This window comes from Rheinheimera sp. SA_1, assembly GCF_001669775.1.
Classification (GTDB): Bacteria; Pseudomonadota; Gammaproteobacteria; order Enterobacterales; family Alteromonadaceae; genus Pararheinheimera.
The window spans coordinates 35745-50938 of the sequence record NZ_LXWK01000018.1 but is presented as its reverse complement, the minus strand read 5'-3'; the positions used below and the strand labels follow the sequence as shown (position 1 = coordinate 50938).

13 protein-coding genes are annotated in these 15194 nt (G+C 50.6%); 6 read left to right on the top strand and 7 right to left on the bottom strand.

What is annotated here, in order from left to right; all coding sequences use genetic code 11:
• The first annotated feature begins 87 nt into the window (after positions 1-87).
• Positions 88-2226, top strand: coding sequence for an alpha-galactosidase (locus A5320_RS17990; protein WP_068068326.1), 2139 nt, complete (start codon positions 88-90; stop codon positions 2224-2226).
• A gap of 85 nt (positions 2227-2311) precedes the next feature.
• Here the strand turns inward: A5320_RS17990 and A5320_RS17985 are convergent, their stop codons facing one another.
• Positions 2312-3013, bottom strand: a complete 702-nt coding sequence (locus A5320_RS17985) for a FadR/GntR family transcriptional regulator (protein WP_068068324.1) — start codon at positions 3011-3013, stop codon at positions 2312-2314.
• Between the two features lie 214 nt (positions 3014-3227).
• Here A5320_RS17985 and A5320_RS17980 point away from each other — a divergent pair, with 214 nt between their 5' ends.
• Positions 3228-3986 (top strand): SDR family NAD(P)-dependent oxidoreductase, encoded by a 759-nt coding sequence (locus A5320_RS17980; RefSeq protein ID WP_068068321.1) that lies wholly within the window; start codon positions 3228-3230, stop codon positions 3984-3986.
• 3 nt (positions 3987-3989) lie between these two features.
• Entirely contained in the window at positions 3990-5003 is a 1014-nt protein-coding gene (locus tag A5320_RS17975; RefSeq protein WP_068068319.1) for a 2-dehydro-3-deoxygalactonokinase, read from the top strand.
• 43 nt (positions 5004-5046) lie between these two features.
• On the opposite strand, the gene glpD is transcribed toward A5320_RS17975, so the two are convergent.
• The gene (glpD, locus tag A5320_RS17970; RefSeq protein ID WP_082971878.1) at positions 5047-6645 is read right to left on the bottom strand and encodes a glycerol-3-phosphate dehydrogenase; all 1599 of its coding nucleotides are present in this window, start codon (positions 6643-6645) and stop codon (positions 5047-5049) included.
• Positions 6646-7071: 426 nt separating this feature from the next.
• Here glpD and A5320_RS17965 point away from each other — a divergent pair, with 426 nt between their 5' ends.
• Both A5320_RS17965 and A5320_RS17960 read left to right on the top strand, forming a co-directional pair.
• Positions 7072-7779: a hypothetical protein gene (locus tag A5320_RS17965; RefSeq protein ID WP_157606026.1), complete on the top strand. Its 708-nt coding sequence runs from the start codon at positions 7072-7074 to the stop codon at positions 7777-7779.
• A 31-nt stretch (positions 7780-7810) separates the two neighbouring features.
• Positions 7811-8305 (top strand): hypothetical protein, encoded by a 495-nt coding sequence (locus tag A5320_RS17960; protein ID WP_068068315.1) that lies wholly within the window; start codon positions 7811-7813, stop codon positions 8303-8305.
• A 181-nt stretch (positions 8306-8486) separates the two neighbouring features.
• On the opposite strand, the gene glpK is transcribed toward A5320_RS17960, so the two are convergent.
• Positions 8487-9968, bottom strand: coding sequence for a glycerol kinase GlpK (gene glpK, locus A5320_RS17955; RefSeq protein WP_068068314.1), 1482 nt, complete (start codon positions 9966-9968; stop codon positions 8487-8489).
• Positions 9969-10187: 219 nt separating this feature from the next.
• Between glpK and A5320_RS17950 the strand changes: the two genes are divergently transcribed.
• Positions 10188-11114, top strand: a complete 927-nt coding sequence (locus A5320_RS17950) for an SMP-30/gluconolactonase/LRE family protein (RefSeq protein ID WP_068068310.1) — start codon at positions 10188-10190, stop codon at positions 11112-11114.
• A gap of 109 nt (positions 11115-11223) precedes the next feature.
• Here A5320_RS17950 and A5320_RS17945 read toward each other — a convergent pair whose 3' ends face one another.
• The 4 genes from A5320_RS17945 to A5320_RS22175 form a co-directional block, all read right to left on the bottom strand.
• The gene (locus A5320_RS17945) at positions 11224-12597 is read right to left on the bottom strand and encodes an alpha/beta hydrolase family protein (RefSeq protein ID WP_068068307.1); all 1374 of its coding nucleotides are present in this window, start codon (positions 12595-12597) and stop codon (positions 11224-11226) included.
• A gap of 88 nt (positions 12598-12685) precedes the next feature.
• Entirely contained in the window at positions 12686-13828 is a 1143-nt protein-coding gene (gene galK / locus A5320_RS17940) for a galactokinase (protein WP_068068305.1), read from the bottom strand.
• Positions 13818-14903, bottom strand: a complete 1086-nt coding sequence (locus A5320_RS17935) for a UDP-glucose--hexose-1-phosphate uridylyltransferase (protein WP_068068302.1) — start codon at positions 14901-14903, stop codon at positions 13818-13820. The genes galK and A5320_RS17935 overlap by 11 nt, the downstream gene beginning before the upstream one ends.
• Positions 14890-15066: a hypothetical protein gene (locus A5320_RS22175; protein ID WP_197490177.1), complete on the bottom strand. Its 177-nt coding sequence runs from the start codon at positions 15064-15066 to the stop codon at positions 14890-14892. Before A5320_RS22175 ends, A5320_RS17935 begins: the two co-directional genes overlap by 14 nt.
• Positions 15067-15194 lie beyond the last annotated feature (128 nt).

Genomic DNA, 15194 nt, shown 5'->3' with positions numbered 1-15194 from the left:
ATATACTATTATTATTTATGCTGACTGTCTAATGCTGTGTGGGCTGACTGCAGCTAAATTATCCAGAACGCGAAAAGGAACTGATTGATGACTGCCATCCCTTCTTATATCCGGCTGGAAAGCCAGTCGCTGAGTGTATTCATCGATTGCCGTCACCGCACGCCCGCACTGTTGTATTTTGGCAAAAAGCTGTCTGCTGCAACGGAAGCGACCATGCTGACGCTTTTGAGCACTCGCCAGGAAGCCAAATGTTCGGTGGTGATTGAAGCGCCGGTGTCACTGACTCCGCTCAATGGCGAAGGTTTTACCGGTGCGCCCGGTCTGGAACTTATGAATGATCAGCAAGCCTGGTCGGTCGGGCCGCAACTGACTGAAGTGCGGCAGTTATCGGCGCAGCAAGTGGAATTTGTCAGTGTGGATGCACTGCGCGGCATTGAACTCAGCCATTCGTTAAAGCTCGATGCGGTGCACAATGTGTTGCAGGCGACCACTGCCTTAAGGAATTTAACCACGCAGCCATTACAGCTACAGTGGTGTGCCGCGCCTACGCTATTACTGCCGGATCATTTAACCCAGCTCACCAGTTTTGAAGGCCGCTGGTCGAATGAATTTCAGCGCCGCAGCGTCGATTTGTTTTTAGGCAGCTTTGTGCGGGAAAACCGGAAGGGCAAAACCTCGCATGATAATTTCCCGGGCCTGCTGGTGCACAGCACAAACACCGGTGAGCAACAGGGCGAGTGTTTTGGTTTTCATTTAGGTTGGTCGGGCAATCACCGCAGCCGGGTGGAATTACTGGCCGAAGGACGCAGTTATGTGCAGATGGGTGAATTATTGCTGCCTAGTGAGCTGACGCTACAAAGCAGCGAAAGTTACCAAAGCCCCACATTATATGCGTCATGGTCGGATGCCGGTTTTAGTGCCTTATCGCGCAATTTCCATGGTTTTGTCCGTGAGCATTTGCTGAGTAAAGCGCAGCGCCAAAAGCCAAGGCCGGTGCACTACAACACCTGGGAAGGCATTTATTTTCAGCATGATGTGCCCACCTTAAAAGCCTTGGCGGATGAAGTGGCAGCGCTTGGTGTGGAGCGGTTTGTGCTGGATGACGGCTGGTTTAAAGGCCGGCGTGGTGATTTTGCCGGTTTGGGTGACTGGACTGTCGATAAAACCGTGTATCCGGATGGGTTGTCGCCCTTAATTGACCATGTCAACGCACTGGGGATGGAGTTTGGCCTGTGGTTTGAACCGGAAATGGTCAATCCAGACAGCGATTTATACCGCGCTCATCCGGACTGGGTGCTACAAACCGCCGGTAATGGGCAAATGAAGTTTCGCAATCAGCTGGTGCTGGATTTAACCCGTGTTGAAGTGACTGACTATTTATTTGGTGCTATCGACGCGATCCTGCGCGAATACCCGCTGATCCGTTATATCAAATGGGACATTAACCGCGATTTAAACCATCCGGGCAATTTCCAGGGCAAACCTGCGGTGCATCAGCAAACACTGGCACTGTATGCGCTGGTGGATCGGATCAAAGCCGCGCATCCTGGGCTGGAAATCGAAAGTTGCTCATCCGGTGGCGCACGGGTCGATTACGGCGTGCTGGCACATACCGACAGGGTTTGGACGTCCGATTCTAACGACGCACTGGACCGGTTAAATATCCAGCGCGGCTGTTCGTTTTTCTTCCCCTCCGATGTGATGGGCGCGCATGTTGGGCCACGGGATTGCCATATTACCGGGCGTCGGGTGAGTTTAGAGATGCGGGCGGCGGTGGCAATGTTTGGCCACATGGGTATTGAAATGGATCCGCGCGAACTGACGGCGGCTGAAAAGACTGCGCTGACCGCGGCGATAGCACTGCATAAACAGCAGCGTGATTTTATTCACAACGCCGATTTATTCCGGCTGGATAGTGATGGTGATTCGATTAATTTTGGCTTGGTGAGCGTTGATAAAACCAAAGCGCTGTTTGCCTATAACTCGGTACGCGAAACCGCCCGCACTTTGCCGCCTCGTTATCGGTTTATCGGGTTGGATCCAGAACTGCATTATCAGATCAAGTTAGTATGGCCAGTGCGGGGCAGTTTTAAAGAATACTCGGCCTCAATCCTTGATCAGATTGAAGGTCAGGTTTTCAGTGGTGAAGCCTTGCAGCAATTTGGCATGCAATTGCCGATAGTGCACCCGCAAACGTCGTTGGTGTTTGAGTTAATGTCGGTTTAACGTATTGATTTATATGTTTTTGCAGGGTGGATGAGCGAAGCGCCATCCACCACAAGTCAAAGATGAATAGACTTGGCCGGGTGGTTTATTCCAACCTGGATTCAATCAATTCCAGCGCTTCATCCAAAATGGCTTCGACGGCTTTTTTCGCCCGCTCTGGGTTTCTTGATTTGATAGTGTTAAGGATTTCGGCGTGCTTTTGTACATCTGCGCCCGGCACCCCTTTGATTTTATTGGTGTAACGGATACTCACGCGCAGCGCTGTGCTGATAAATTCAGTCAGCTGCAGAAAAAATCTGTTGTTGCTGGCGGCCAGCACCGCAGTATGAAAAGCAATATCGGCTTCCAGTGGATCGTCGAGGCCGCGATCGGCATCAACCATTCTGGCCAGGGCTTTTTCAATCACTTCCAGTTGCTGATAAGACGCCGATAACGACGCCAATGCCGCCGCCTTGGGTTCCAGTGCTACCCGCACTTCGGTAAATTCTTTTAGCAAGGCCAGCGAAGGTTTGCTGCTTAAAATCCACTTCAGCACGTCAGTATCAAACATATTCCAGCTGCTTTCCGGCAGAACCCGGATACCTTGTTTGGGTCTGGATGAAATCAGCCCTTTGGCCGACAGCATTTTCACCGCTTCGCGAGTCGAACTGCGACTGACATTGTATTCAATGCATAAATCAGCTTCAGAGGGTAAACCGGTACCTACAGGGTAAACGCCCTGCACTATGGCTAAACCTAAATCATAAGTGAGCTGATGGGTCAGATTCTGAATTGGAGGGTTACTCATAGGGCTACGGTTCATCAATGATTGTTAACATTATATATCATATTAAAATACGTACAGATATGATATAACTTTTTTAACTGTCGCTTATTACAGCAATTTTCCACATTGGAAATACGCTGAAGAAGGCTTAAATGCTGCTGTGCAATAGTATTGACTGCACTGTAATCTTCGCAGCAGCCTTCTGATTAAATCAGATAATATTGGAGTCTTTCAGGTGACTGCAACGACCTTTTACCCAAGTCTTCAGCAGAAAATTGTGTTTATCACCGGCGGAGCCACCGGCATTGGTGCGGCGATGGTGCGCTCTTTTGCGGCGCAGCAGGCAAGGGTGGCTTTTATTGATATTAATGCCGAAGCTGCGGCTGCACTGCAGGCCGAACTTTCTGACAGCAATGTATGGTTTCAACAGGTTGATGTACGTGAGCCCAGGCAGTTACAACAAGCGATGCGACAAGCGGCGGCTGAACTCGGCGGTCTGGATGTGCTGGTGAATAATGTTGCGAACGACAGCCGGCAACCAACTGAGCAGGTGACAGCACAGGATTGGCAGCAATGTATGCAGGTGAATCTGGATCCGGCATTTTTTGCTTCACAAATGGCCTTTGCGCTGATGCAATCGCGCCAACAAGGTTGCATTATTAATTTCAGTTCTATCAATGCTTTAACCGGGCAACAGCAGATGGCAGGTTATGTTACCGCCAAGGCGGGTATTATTGGCATGACCAAAGCGCTGGCCAAAGATTATGGCGATAGCGGCATTCGGGTAAATGCTATTTTACCCGGTTGGGTCGCCACCGAACGCCAGCTCGCTAGCTGGTTTACCGCAGAAGAGCAGCAAAAATGGCTTGATTCAGCGGTGCTGAAACGAATTATTACCCCACAGGATGTCGCCAATCTGGCGTTGTTTTTGGCATCCGATCAAAGTGCATTGATCACAGGGCAGGCCATCTGTGTGGATGGTGGGAGGACCTGAGGTTTGAGCAATAGCCGTTATATCGCAGTGGACTGGGGTACCAGCCATCTACGGGCCTATTTGTGCCAGATCCAAGTCGATCAACAAACGCCACTTGATCAACAAGCTCATGCGGCTCAACAAGTGCTGTTACAGGGCACAGTCACCGGGCCTGGTGTCGGAAAAAGAAAAACCGATTTTGCCCAAACGCTGCAACAGGCGATTGCGCCCTGGCTGGCGGAATATGGCAACCTGCCGGTGCTGCTGGCCGGACAAATTGGCTCCAGCATCGGTTGGCATGAAACGGCTTATTTGCCTTGCCCTATTGTACCGGAACAAATTGTGGGGACTGGCTTTCAGTTCAGTTGTGCAGAGCTGCAACTGACCATCATGCCTGGACTTTGTTGTCGACTGGCCAATCTGCAATTTGACGTTATGCGTGGCGAAGAGCTGCAAATTCTCGGCTTTTTGCAGCTGAACCCGCAGTTTCGGCAGGGCGAGCATTTGTTGTGTTTACCCGGCACTCATACCAAATGGGTGCTGCTGCGTGAAGGGGTGATTGAATATTTTAAGACGGCGATGACCGGCGAGTTGTTTGATTTATTAAGCCGCCAGAGTGTGCTTATCCAGCAGCCTTGTTCGTCAGAACAACTGGATTGGCCGGCCTTTAGCCAAGGCAGCGACTTCACTTTAACGGCCGATGCCGGCAATCTGGTGCATGGTTTGTTTAGTGTACGCACCCGGCAGTTATTTGGCGGTGAAAATGGCGCTCAGGCCTGCTCTTATCTGTCAGGCATGTTGATTGGCAGTGACGTTCGCGCGGCATTGCACGCCACCGACTGGCAGCTCAATGCCGACAGCAGTGTGGTGGTGATTGGTGGTTATCCACTGCAGGACTGTTTTAGCAAAGTGCTGCAGGCGGTTGGTATCGAAGCAACGACGGCTGACGTCACGGCCTGCACCTTGCGCGGTTTCGCGACCGTGTTTCAGTTTCAGCAGCAGGCGCAAAACAGCAAGCTGTGCCCGAACGTGGCTTGAAGCAGTTTCGACGGCAGGCTGATCTAATCTGGCGCAGTCTGCATTAGCCAATTGTCGCCAGGGCAGGCGTAGTATTTGATGTAACAGTTGTTGCAACAGCGGCTGTGGCGGTAGTTGCGACGGCAGTTGCAATAGCTGTAGTAACCGCAGCTGTCGCTGGTTGCTGCGCGATAAATCCGGCCAAAACCGCCGTTTGCGCCGGGCTGAAATACAAGCCGAGTTTGCTGCGTCGCCACAGAATATCCTCAGCACTTTGCGCCCATTCCTCGGTCATTAAATACCGCACTTCGGCAGCAAACAGGCCATGACCAAAATCCTGCCCTAAATCAGCGAGAGTTACCGCTTGTTGCAGGAAAAGCCGGGCGCGACTGCCATAACTGCGCAAGTAGCGGCGTAGCAGTAGTTCTGGCAACCAGGGGTAGGCCGCCCGAAGCTCTGCTGAAAGTACCTCAACCGAACTGAAATCGCCGCCTGGCAGCGGTTGGTTGGCAGTCCAGCGACCGCTGGCGCCCGGGAAAAACTCAGTTAGTTTATCAGTGGCCGCTTCGGCCAGTTTACGGTAAGTGGTAATTTTGCCGCCGAACACCGAGAGCAATGGCAGCTTGCCCTGCTGTGTACTCAGTTCCAGTTTGTAATCGCGGGTGACAGTTTGCGCGCTGGCCGACTCATCATCCAATAACGGCCGCACTCCGGAAAACGAGCTGACGATATCAGACGCGGTCAGTTGTTTATTGAAATAGTGGTTGCTGATCTGCAGCAAATAACAAATTTCTTCGTCACTTATCTGCACCTTGGCCGGATCGCCGTGATATTCGACATCGGTAGTGCCAATCAGCGTAAAGTTATCTTCAAACGGGATCACAAACACAATGCGCTGATCCTGATTTTGCAACATATAAGCGTGCGGCTGTGTATGCAGGCGCGGCACTACAATATGACTACCTTTCACCAGCCGCACATTCTGTGGCGATTTGTCTTCCAATGCTTCATCAAATAACTTGGCAACCCAGGGGCCGCCGGCATTGACGATAGCGCGGGTTTTAATCTGATAAGCGGCTTGCTGTGCCGGTTGTAAGGTCACCAGCCAGTGATCTTGCTGGCGCCGCGCTTGAATACAACGGGTGCGGGTAGCAATTTTTGTCCCATACTGCGCTGCTGCCAGCGCATTGCTGACCACCAGTCTGGAATCATCCACCCAGCCATCGGCATATTCAAAACCTTTTTTAATATGGCTTTGCAGCGGGCTGTCCGCGCCAAAACGAATGCCCCGCGACGCCGGTAAAGTGACCCGTTTTGCCAGATGGTCATATAAAAACAACCCGGTACGGATTAGCCAGGCCGGGCGTAAATGCGGCTGGTGCGGCAGGCGGAAAATCATCGGCCACATAATATGCGGCGCATTTTTTAACAGCACTTCCCGTTCGGCCAGCGCTTCTTTCACCAGCCGGAACTCGTAATGTTCTAAATAACGCAAACCACCATGGATCAATTTACTGCTGTTGGACGATGTCGCAGACGCCAGATCCTGCTGCTCACACAACAACACATCCAGCCCCCGGCCCGCACAATCCGCCGCAATACCCGTACCGTTGATGCCACCCCCAACCACCAGTACATCATAGATTTGCGCAGTTTCGCTCATCGCCATCACCAATTAATAAATCAGACAAATAATATATATCTCATGATATGGCGATCCTGCTTTACTGACAAGCGGCATTTGGGTAGAAGGTGGTAAAAAAGTAGTGGTAAGGCCAGAGAGTGGGGGCGCGTGAGACTGGCTCCGCACACCGAATACCGTCATGTTTAAACAATTCAGCAATCACCCAAAATTTATGTTTTTAGCTACCGTTTTTCGATTAAGTTTTTTGAAGGAGGCTGTGCGGGCACGTAACCGTTATTACGCTTGCAGCTTCTGGCGGATTTTGGGGGCGGTTGATTTAATGTGGATTCAAGATTAACTTCTTATGACTTTAATTCATAAAAAATGCAGTTGGATTTGGAACTTGCGGTTTTTTTGTCCGCTGAAAATACGCTGTACAGGCTTAGATCAGGCAAGGTTTCGGAAATGGATGAATTTTCAGAAACTATCGGAAATAAATTCCGTAGCCAGTTCCCGCAGTGGCTTGAATATCGCGGTGAAGTTGACCATAAAGGTACAGTGATCAAATTCACTGTGAGTCGAGAGGCTGAAAACCGCAATCAAAAAGTGCGGCATTCGGGGCCAAAGACACTCACAAGTTCGCTCATACGCGTACGGCGTTATCTGTTATATGGAACTGAACTTATGAAAACTTTTTGTCTTTTTTTCCTTATTTTATTTTCAATCTCTGTACACGCGGATGCTGTGGCGGTATCAGCAAGTTCATTTAACAAGTTGAAAACGTTAGTTGGGGAGTGGAAAAAGGAAGGTAGTGATGGCGAAAATTTCTATATTTCATTTGAAATCACGGCCAAGGGGAGCGTGTTAATTGAAAATTGGATCAACAAAGGGGTGTCCCATTCGCTAACGCTATATCATTTAGACGGAGATAAGTTGCTTGCTACCCATTACTGTCCTCAAGGCAATCAGCCAAGGTTAAAACTTGACCACAATTTAAAAGGTAATGCCTTGTCATTCGTGTTTCAGGACGCTACCAATCTTGAAAGCCAGCAGAAAAATCATCAACATTCACTCGCCTTTGAGTTTATAGATACGAATACAATTTCCAGAGAAGAGAGTTACAGTCAGGCTGGTACAGTCACTGCTTCAACTATGAGGCTCGTCAGAAGGTGACATGCAAGCCAGCGCGAGCCATTAGGCACCTATGAAAATACCATTATTGGCATTAGTGATTTTTATTCCATGCTTGTTTGCTTCTGTCACTGAATGTGAAATTGCAAAATTTGAAGGTCTTGAAGCGAGTTATGTCGGGAAGTTGTACGAGGAAGCTGATGTCGTCATAGCGCTCGGACCGAAGATCGAGATGCTGGATAACAATACGGCTAAATACCGTGTATCTGGAGTTTGGAAAGGCGAGATTGGGGAGTATGTTTATATAAAATCGACGCACTCTGCTTCAGTTTTCTTTGGCAAACGTATTGAACCTAATATTCTGAAGGCTTCCTTGCACCATTTTCAGTTGCGGCGATGCCCATATATTAAAGATGTTCTAGTCTCTGAATTTGGTAAATCAAAAATGCCTTCAGCCACTTTTTTCGATAGGAATCACGCCTCAAGTATGTTGATTTGGCCTGCCGCTTTTGGCTTGTTGGCGATTTGTGGTATCAATATTTTTTTATATCGTTGGGTAAAAACCTAAAAAATTTTATCGCCAGCAAAGTGCACTGGCGGCGACATTTACTTCACACCGAGGGCTTAACCGGGTGAACATTGGGCGCACTGACTCATCGCAGTGTTGAAGGTTCTCTGTTTAACATATTGATTAATATTATTTTTTAGGGTGGATAAGCAAAGCGCTTTCATCATGCAATACCCCACCTTCAAAGCCGTACTTGCGCCACCGCATGTTGCCACTGCGCGTATAAATGATTGCGCTGTTCAGTGCAGATGCTGGGTTCAAAGCGGCGTTCGCAGTGCCACATGGCGGCGAGTTCGCTGGTGGAGTGGTAAACACCAGCATGCAATCCAGCCAGATAAGCAGCACCAAGTGCAGTGGTTTCAATAATTTGTGGCCGTTCGACGACGGCGCCTAAAATGTCGGCCAGAAAACTCAGCACCCAGTTGTTCTTGACCATACCCCCATCTACCCGCAGCACCTTAGGCCTTAAACCATCGCGTTCCATCGCTTTTTGTAAATCTTTGGTCTGGTAACCCACGGACTGCAAAGCCGCGGCGACAATGGTGCTGATGCCCGAATCGCGGGTTAACCCTAAAATCGCGCCGCGGGCGTTTGGATCCCAGTAAGGCGCGCCAAGGCCGGTAAATGACGGCACTAAAAACACGCCATGATCCAGCGGTACATCTTTCACCATCGCCTCGCTTTCACCGGCATGACGCAATAATTTCAACCCTTCGACTATCCATTGCATGGTGGCGCCAGCCATAAAAATACTGCCTTCGATGGCGTAGGTCACTTGGCCGTTCAGCCGATAAGCTACGGTGGTTAGCAGCCTGTTGGCTGATTTTAACGGCAGATCGCCGGTGTTGAGCATCAGAAAGCAGCCGGTGCCGTAGGTACTTTTGGCCATGCCTTGCTCAAAACATGCGTGGCCAAACAGCGCCGCCTGCTGATCGCCGGCCATGCCATACACCGGTATCGCACCGCCCAGTAATTCTGCGGCAGTCATACCAAAATCGGCGGAAGAATCCAGCACTTCCGGCAGCATCGATGCTGGAATATCAAACAGTTGCAGTAATTCATCGTCCCACTGCTGACTATGAATATTAAATAACATGGTGCGGGAAGCATTGGTTGCGTCGGTACGGTGCACCTGGCCCTGCGTCAGTTTCCACAATAAGAAAGTATCAACGGTACCAAAGGCTAATTCACCACGCTCGGCACGAGCCCGGGCGCCTGGTACCTGGTCTAAAATCCAGCGGATTTTACTGGCGGAAAAATACGGGTCCAGCAGCAGACCGGTTTTTGCCGTGATTAAGGCTTCGGTATGTTCGCTGTACAGCGATTCACAATAAGCGGTGGTGCGCCGGTCCTGCCAGACAATGGCGTTATATAACGGCTCGCCGGTGGCTCTGTCCCACACCAACGTGGTTTCGCGCTGGTTGGTAATCCCAATCGCAATAATATCAGCGGCGCAGAGCTGCAGCTGCGCCAAGGCTTGTTTGCAGGTGCTGAGCACTGTACGCCAGATGTCGGCTGGATCATGTTCCACCCAGCCGTTGTCCGGATAATGCTGGGTAAATTCTTCGTGGACACAAGCGACCGGTTTGCCATCAACGGAAAAAACCACAGCTCTGGAGCTGGTCGTGCCTTGATCAATCGAAAGCAAATAACGCGTTTTCATGTTTATAATTCATATATATCTTATAATATAGTTAGATTGACGGGAAAAATGTGCTTTGGCAACTGAATTTTTGCTAAAAAGCCGTGCTGTGGCGACGAATGCACCAACAGCGGGCGAGTAGCGGTTGGTGTTGGTGCAACCAACGTAAATTTTGTCTGATTTCAGGCAACGCTATGATAAGCTCGGCCATCTGCTGTTTCGGGAAAAGGACTGGGAAAGGTGAACAATGCTGCCGTTGGTGCGCTGTTAACCAGCATAGCGTCGCAAAATATTCTCGGCGAAAATGTGCTGTGGCATCATGCCGAACAGGCCATTTACTGGATTGATATTGAAGCGGCTTTGTTGCAGCGATATAGTCTTGCCAGTGCCGAATTCAGCGTCTTTGCCTTGCCGCAGCGAATTGGCAGTTTTGCGTTTTTGCAGGATGGGCCACCACAGGATTTCCAGCTTATTGCCGCTTTTGCCGAAGGTTTTGCCCTCTACAACCCACAGACCAAAGCACTGAAATGGCTCAGCCAACCCGAATTACATCTGGCCGGACACCGTTTTAATGATGGCCGCGTCAATCGTCAGGGTGAATTCTGGGCCGGGACTATGGTCGAAAACGCTGCAATTTCTGACACTCAGGCCGCTTTGTATCGGTTAGAGCCAACAGGCCAGGCGCAGCAAGTAATTGGCAGTTTGTGTATTTCCAACGGCTTATGCTGGAGCCTGGATGGCCGCACTTTATACCATGCCGATTCGCCCAAACATCAAATCAACCAATATCCATACGACGTTGCGACAGGTAGTGTGGGTGATCCCTCGATATTTGCGCAAACGCCGGACAACGCGCATCCGGATGGTTCAACTATTGATGCGGCTGGTTATTTATGGAATGCGCATTGGGGCGCGGGAAAAGTGCTGCGATACCGGCCCGATGGCAGTATCGATCTGGAATTAAGTCTTCCGGTATCCCAACCGTCCAGCGTGGCCATTGGTGGCCCCAATCTGGATTTGTTATTTATCACTTCATCCAGGCTGGGGTTATCCGAAGCGCAACTTGCACAGCAGCCGCTTGCAGGAAATTTGTTTATTTATCAGCTGCATGGTGTTCAGGGAGTGCTTGAAAACCACTGCAATTTATCGCCGCAGTGGTTGTTGTAAAAGCGGCTTCGATAGAAATCCAGCCGCTGCTTTGAAATCATCCGTGTTAACTGCCGGAGCCAACAGCATTGAAGGCTTAGCTTTGCTCTTTATTGCTTAGCTGCGCTCTTTATGGCTTGGCAGCGCCTTGCTGCCATGACATGCCGGTGGCATAACGATTGTCAAAGCCACGCCAGGTATCCGGTGTTTTGCCAGCGATAGGTCTTTGATCAGGGCTGGCCGGTAAATCCAAATATGCACAACGTGCGATTTGCAGTTTCACATGGCAGTCCAGCATCGCCAGCGCAAAATGTTTGTTCACTTCGTTTAACGTCCGCACTGACCAGGCCGGCTCATGATAATGGCCCACATCCAGTTCGCTACTGCTGGCAACGGCTGGAGCCGGGTGCGGTGCTATGTTGTGCCGGGCATTGTGGTAAGTCAGCAGATACTTCGCTTTGCTGCCAGTTTGTTGATAAAGGGCTTCGATCCCAGCGTAGCCTGAAACATCGTCCAAATCACCCGCGACATACAACACTGGTACTTTTAGTGCTGCCACAGAAGCTGCAGAAAATAACTGATGCTGGCCACCCCAGGGCGCCAGCGCGATAGCGGCTTGCCAGGCTGGATCTGGCTGTAGCGGGGTTTGCGCTGATGCAGCTGTGGCCGGATACTGGCCACCGGCACAACTATTGAGTAACTGCTGCATCGCAGCAAGCTGCGCCGGATCTTTGAGACCGGTAAAAGCAGCCGTCGTCATCGGATTAAAATCGTAACAAGCGCCAATGGTGCTGAGCGCGCCAAAACCGCCCATCGAATAACCAATCACCGCCGCTTTGCTGCCATCCAGTTGTGAACCGGTGAGTGCAGGCTCACGGCGCAAATGCTCCAGCACAAATTGCTGATCGCGTGATCGATTGAGCAAAGTGCTGACAAAACCGGCAAAAGGCGCGGTTTTCATATCAACTTCAGCGTTGGTCGAATCGGTGTGGTCGATGCCGACCACAATGTAACCCTGAGCTGCCAGATGCTCGGCCAGATAAAACATAATGGTGCGATAGCCGGTGTAACCATGCGACAACACCACTAAGGGGTATTTTTCGGCGATATTGTTCAGCACCGGCACATCGCGCATGGCGGCGGCCTGCAGACTAAATGGCACGCCACTGCGGCTCTGATTTTGATAAGAGGTCAGGGGTTTGGTCGGATTTTTTGCTGCCGGATACCAAATTTCCAGCGTTAGACTACGGGCTTTTGGACCTTGAGTGAGCGGGTCAAACCGTGCCGGATCTGTGACTTGCACCGTTTTCACCCCGACCGAAAAACGACCGGCGGCTGCCAGCTCTGGCAGTACTTCTGCAGAAAGTGGCGGATAAAGTTGCTCGGGCACTGTTTGCTTTGACGAAGCGGCCAGCGTGCTGCTAGCCAGCAGCAGACTAAGCGCCAACAGTGAATTAAATGCCAGGCCAGGGCGGCGACCGAAGGTGGATGTGAAAGCGCTCATGCTGTATTCCTTATTGTTATCAATCGCTTGTCAGTCATTTATTCGTAGTGGTCAGTTCATTCAATCATTCAATCATTCAATCATTCAATCATTCAATCAGCAGTCCGCCACCGGCACTACACAGATAAAAATCTGCTTGTAGCGCAAAACGCTGTTGATAGGTGTTCGCCACCGCTTCGCGTAGTACAGGCACATGTTCTGCCCGGCATAAACAAACAATAGCGCCACCAAAGCCACCGCCGGTCATTCGCACCGCGATGTCATCTCCCAGCGTTTCGCGGCAAATATCCACCAAGCCATCAACCGGCGGTACCGTCACTTCAAAATCATCCCGCAATGATAAATGTGAGGCGCGCATTAACCTACTGAGTGCCGCCATATCGTTGCTGATCAGGGCTTGTTGCATCGCCAGCACCCGGTTGTTTTCGCTGATCACATGGCGGGCGCGGCGAAATTCGGTGTCAGTTAACAAGGGTTTGGTTGCTTCCAGTAACGTCATAGTGGCATCACGCAGACTGTGCAGCCCCATCTTTTTCGCCGCCTGCTCACAATCGATACGGCGCTGATTGTATTCACTATCGACTAGCTTGCGCGGATAATTGGAGTTAATAATCACCAGCTTTAAATCAGCGGGCAGGGGCACAGCTGTGGTTTGTAAATCGCGGCAATCAATCAGCAGCGCATGGTCTTGTTCACCCTTGGCCGAAATCAATTGGTCCATAATGCCGCACTGACAATCCATAAAATCGTTTTCGGCCTGTTGGCCAAACAAGGCAATTTGTTGTAGTGACAAACCCAGCGTATTCAGCTGATTAAAAGCGCCGCCAATCGCCACTTCCAGCGCTGCTGATGACGATAACCCGGCACCTTGCGGCACATTGCTACTGACTAACAAATCGGCGCCGCCAAGTTGCAGACCAGCACCTTGCAGCACATACACCATAGCGCGGATATAGTTACCCCACTGTGAAGGTCCCGCCACAACCGGTTGGTCCAGTGCAAAAGAGTCATGCTCGCCCGGATAATTCACCGAATGCACGACCAACTGCTGATCCGAACGCGGACAAAACAGCACCACAGTGCGGAAATTCAGTGAACAAGGAAATACAAAGCCTTGATTGTAATCAGTAAATTCACCAATCAGATTGACCCGACCCGGAGCGCTGGCCATGCCTTGTGCCGGACGCTGATACAGTGCCTGAAACTGCTGTTGTAAAAATTCATACGTCATCAGGGGTTCCTTGTTTGTAATGCAGGGTCGGCGCGGCGCGTAAAATAGCGGCTGCGGTTTCCGGTGTCAGATCGCGCTGACTCTCGGCCAGCATCTCATAACCCACCATATGTTTTTTGACCGTGGCCGAACGTAGCAACGGCGGATAAAAATGCGCGTGTAAACGCCAGTGCAATTGGGGTTCGCCAAGCCCGGCCGGCGCATTGTGCCAGCCCATTGAGTAAGGAAAACTACAGCGAAACAGATTGTCGTATTTGGTGGTAAGCACCTTTAATGCTTCGGCCAGCGCAGCGTTTTGTGCACTATCAAGCTCGTGCAGTGCCTGTAAATTGTCTTTGGGCAACAGCAACGTTTCAAAGGGCCAGGCGGCCCAAAACGGCACCACCACCAGCCAATGCTGGTTTTCAAACACGGTTCTGCTGCCATCAAAGCTTTCCCGCTCGGTATAGTCGGCGAGTAATGCCCGGCCATGTTGCTGAAAATACGCCCGTTGCTGCTCGTCTTCCCGGGTGATTTCGGTCGACAAATGCGCATGTGCCCAAATTTGGCCATGTGGATGCGGTTGCGAGCAGCCCATGATGGCGCCTTTATTTTCAAACACCTGCACACAGGCGTAGCGCTGACTCAGTTGCTGATAATGCTGTTGCCAGGTACTGATCACTGCAGAAAGTTCTGGTAACGACATTTCCGGCAAGGTTTTATTGTGATCCGGTGAGAAACAAATCACCCGGCATTCACCTGGGGCGGCGCTGTAGTTGAACAGTGCATCCTGGCTTGCTGCAAACTCGGCAGATCCCGGGGTTAAAGCACCAAAATCGTTCACAAACACATGGGTAAATGCATAATCCGGGTTGGTTTCACCATTGGCTCTGGTGTTGCGTGGGCATAAAGGGCAAGCCGGATCATGTTGCGGTAACTGATCTTCAGCCAGTGCTTCGGTTGCACCGAGCCAGGGGCGGTTATTACGGTGAGGCGACACCAGCACCCAATCACCAGATAACGGATTTTTCCGGCGGTGCGTTTGGGTCAGCGGTAATTCATTGGGCAAAGTAGTTCCAGCTTTAGTGTGATTCATCGGCAGACTCCGTCTTAAAATCAAGACCTTGCGGATAATTGGCTATCAGCATTTGGACGCTGCTGCGGTTTTCAAAAATGACCAGTCTGATCGCCTTCGGCAACCAGGCAATCCAAGTGTGACTGCCGATATAACCCACCCCACCGGTAACCAGAACTTTCATGCAACCATCCTTTCCAACCGCCAATAACCTAATAGTGATATTTATATGATAAATACTACTATTGACATTGATTGATTACAAGATCTGAAATGCAGAATTTACAGCGCCTGAAAGATCAGCGTTGATGA

Excerpts from the sequence above, each read along its gene's own strand:
- galK (WP_068068305.1), bottom strand. The coding sequence starts at position 13,828 with ATGACGTATGAATTTTTACAACAGCAGTTTCAGGCACTGTATCAGCGT.
- A5320_RS17945 (WP_068068307.1), bottom strand. The coding sequence starts at position 12,597 with ATGAGCGCTTTCACATCCACCTTCGGTCGCCGCCCTGGCCTGGCATTT.
- A5320_RS22175 (WP_197490177.1), bottom strand. The coding sequence starts at position 15,066 with ATGAAAGTTCTGGTTACCGGTGGGGTGGGTTATATCGGCAGTCACACT.
- glpK (WP_068068314.1), bottom strand. The coding sequence starts at position 9,968 with ATGAAAACGCGTTATTTGCTTTCGATTGATCAAGGCACGACCAGCTCC.
- glpD (WP_082971878.1), bottom strand. The coding sequence starts at position 6,645 with ATGAGCGAAACTGCGCAAATCTATGATGTACTGGTGGTTGGGGGTGGC.
- A5320_RS17985 (WP_068068324.1), bottom strand. The coding sequence starts at position 3,013 with ATGAGTAACCCTCCAATTCAGAATCTGACCCATCAGCTCACTTATGAT.
- A5320_RS17990 (WP_068068326.1), top strand. The coding sequence starts at position 88 with ATGACTGCCATCCCTTCTTATATCCGGCTGGAAAGCCAGTCGCTGAGT.
- A5320_RS17935 (WP_068068302.1), bottom strand. The coding sequence starts at position 14,903 with ATGAATCACACTAAAGCTGGAACTACTTTGCCCAATGAATTACCGCTG.
- A5320_RS17960 (WP_068068315.1), top strand. The coding sequence starts at position 7,811 with ATGAAAATACCATTATTGGCATTAGTGATTTTTATTCCATGCTTGTTT.
- A5320_RS17965 (WP_157606026.1), top strand. The coding sequence starts at position 7,072 with ATGGATGAATTTTCAGAAACTATCGGAAATAAATTCCGTAGCCAGTTC.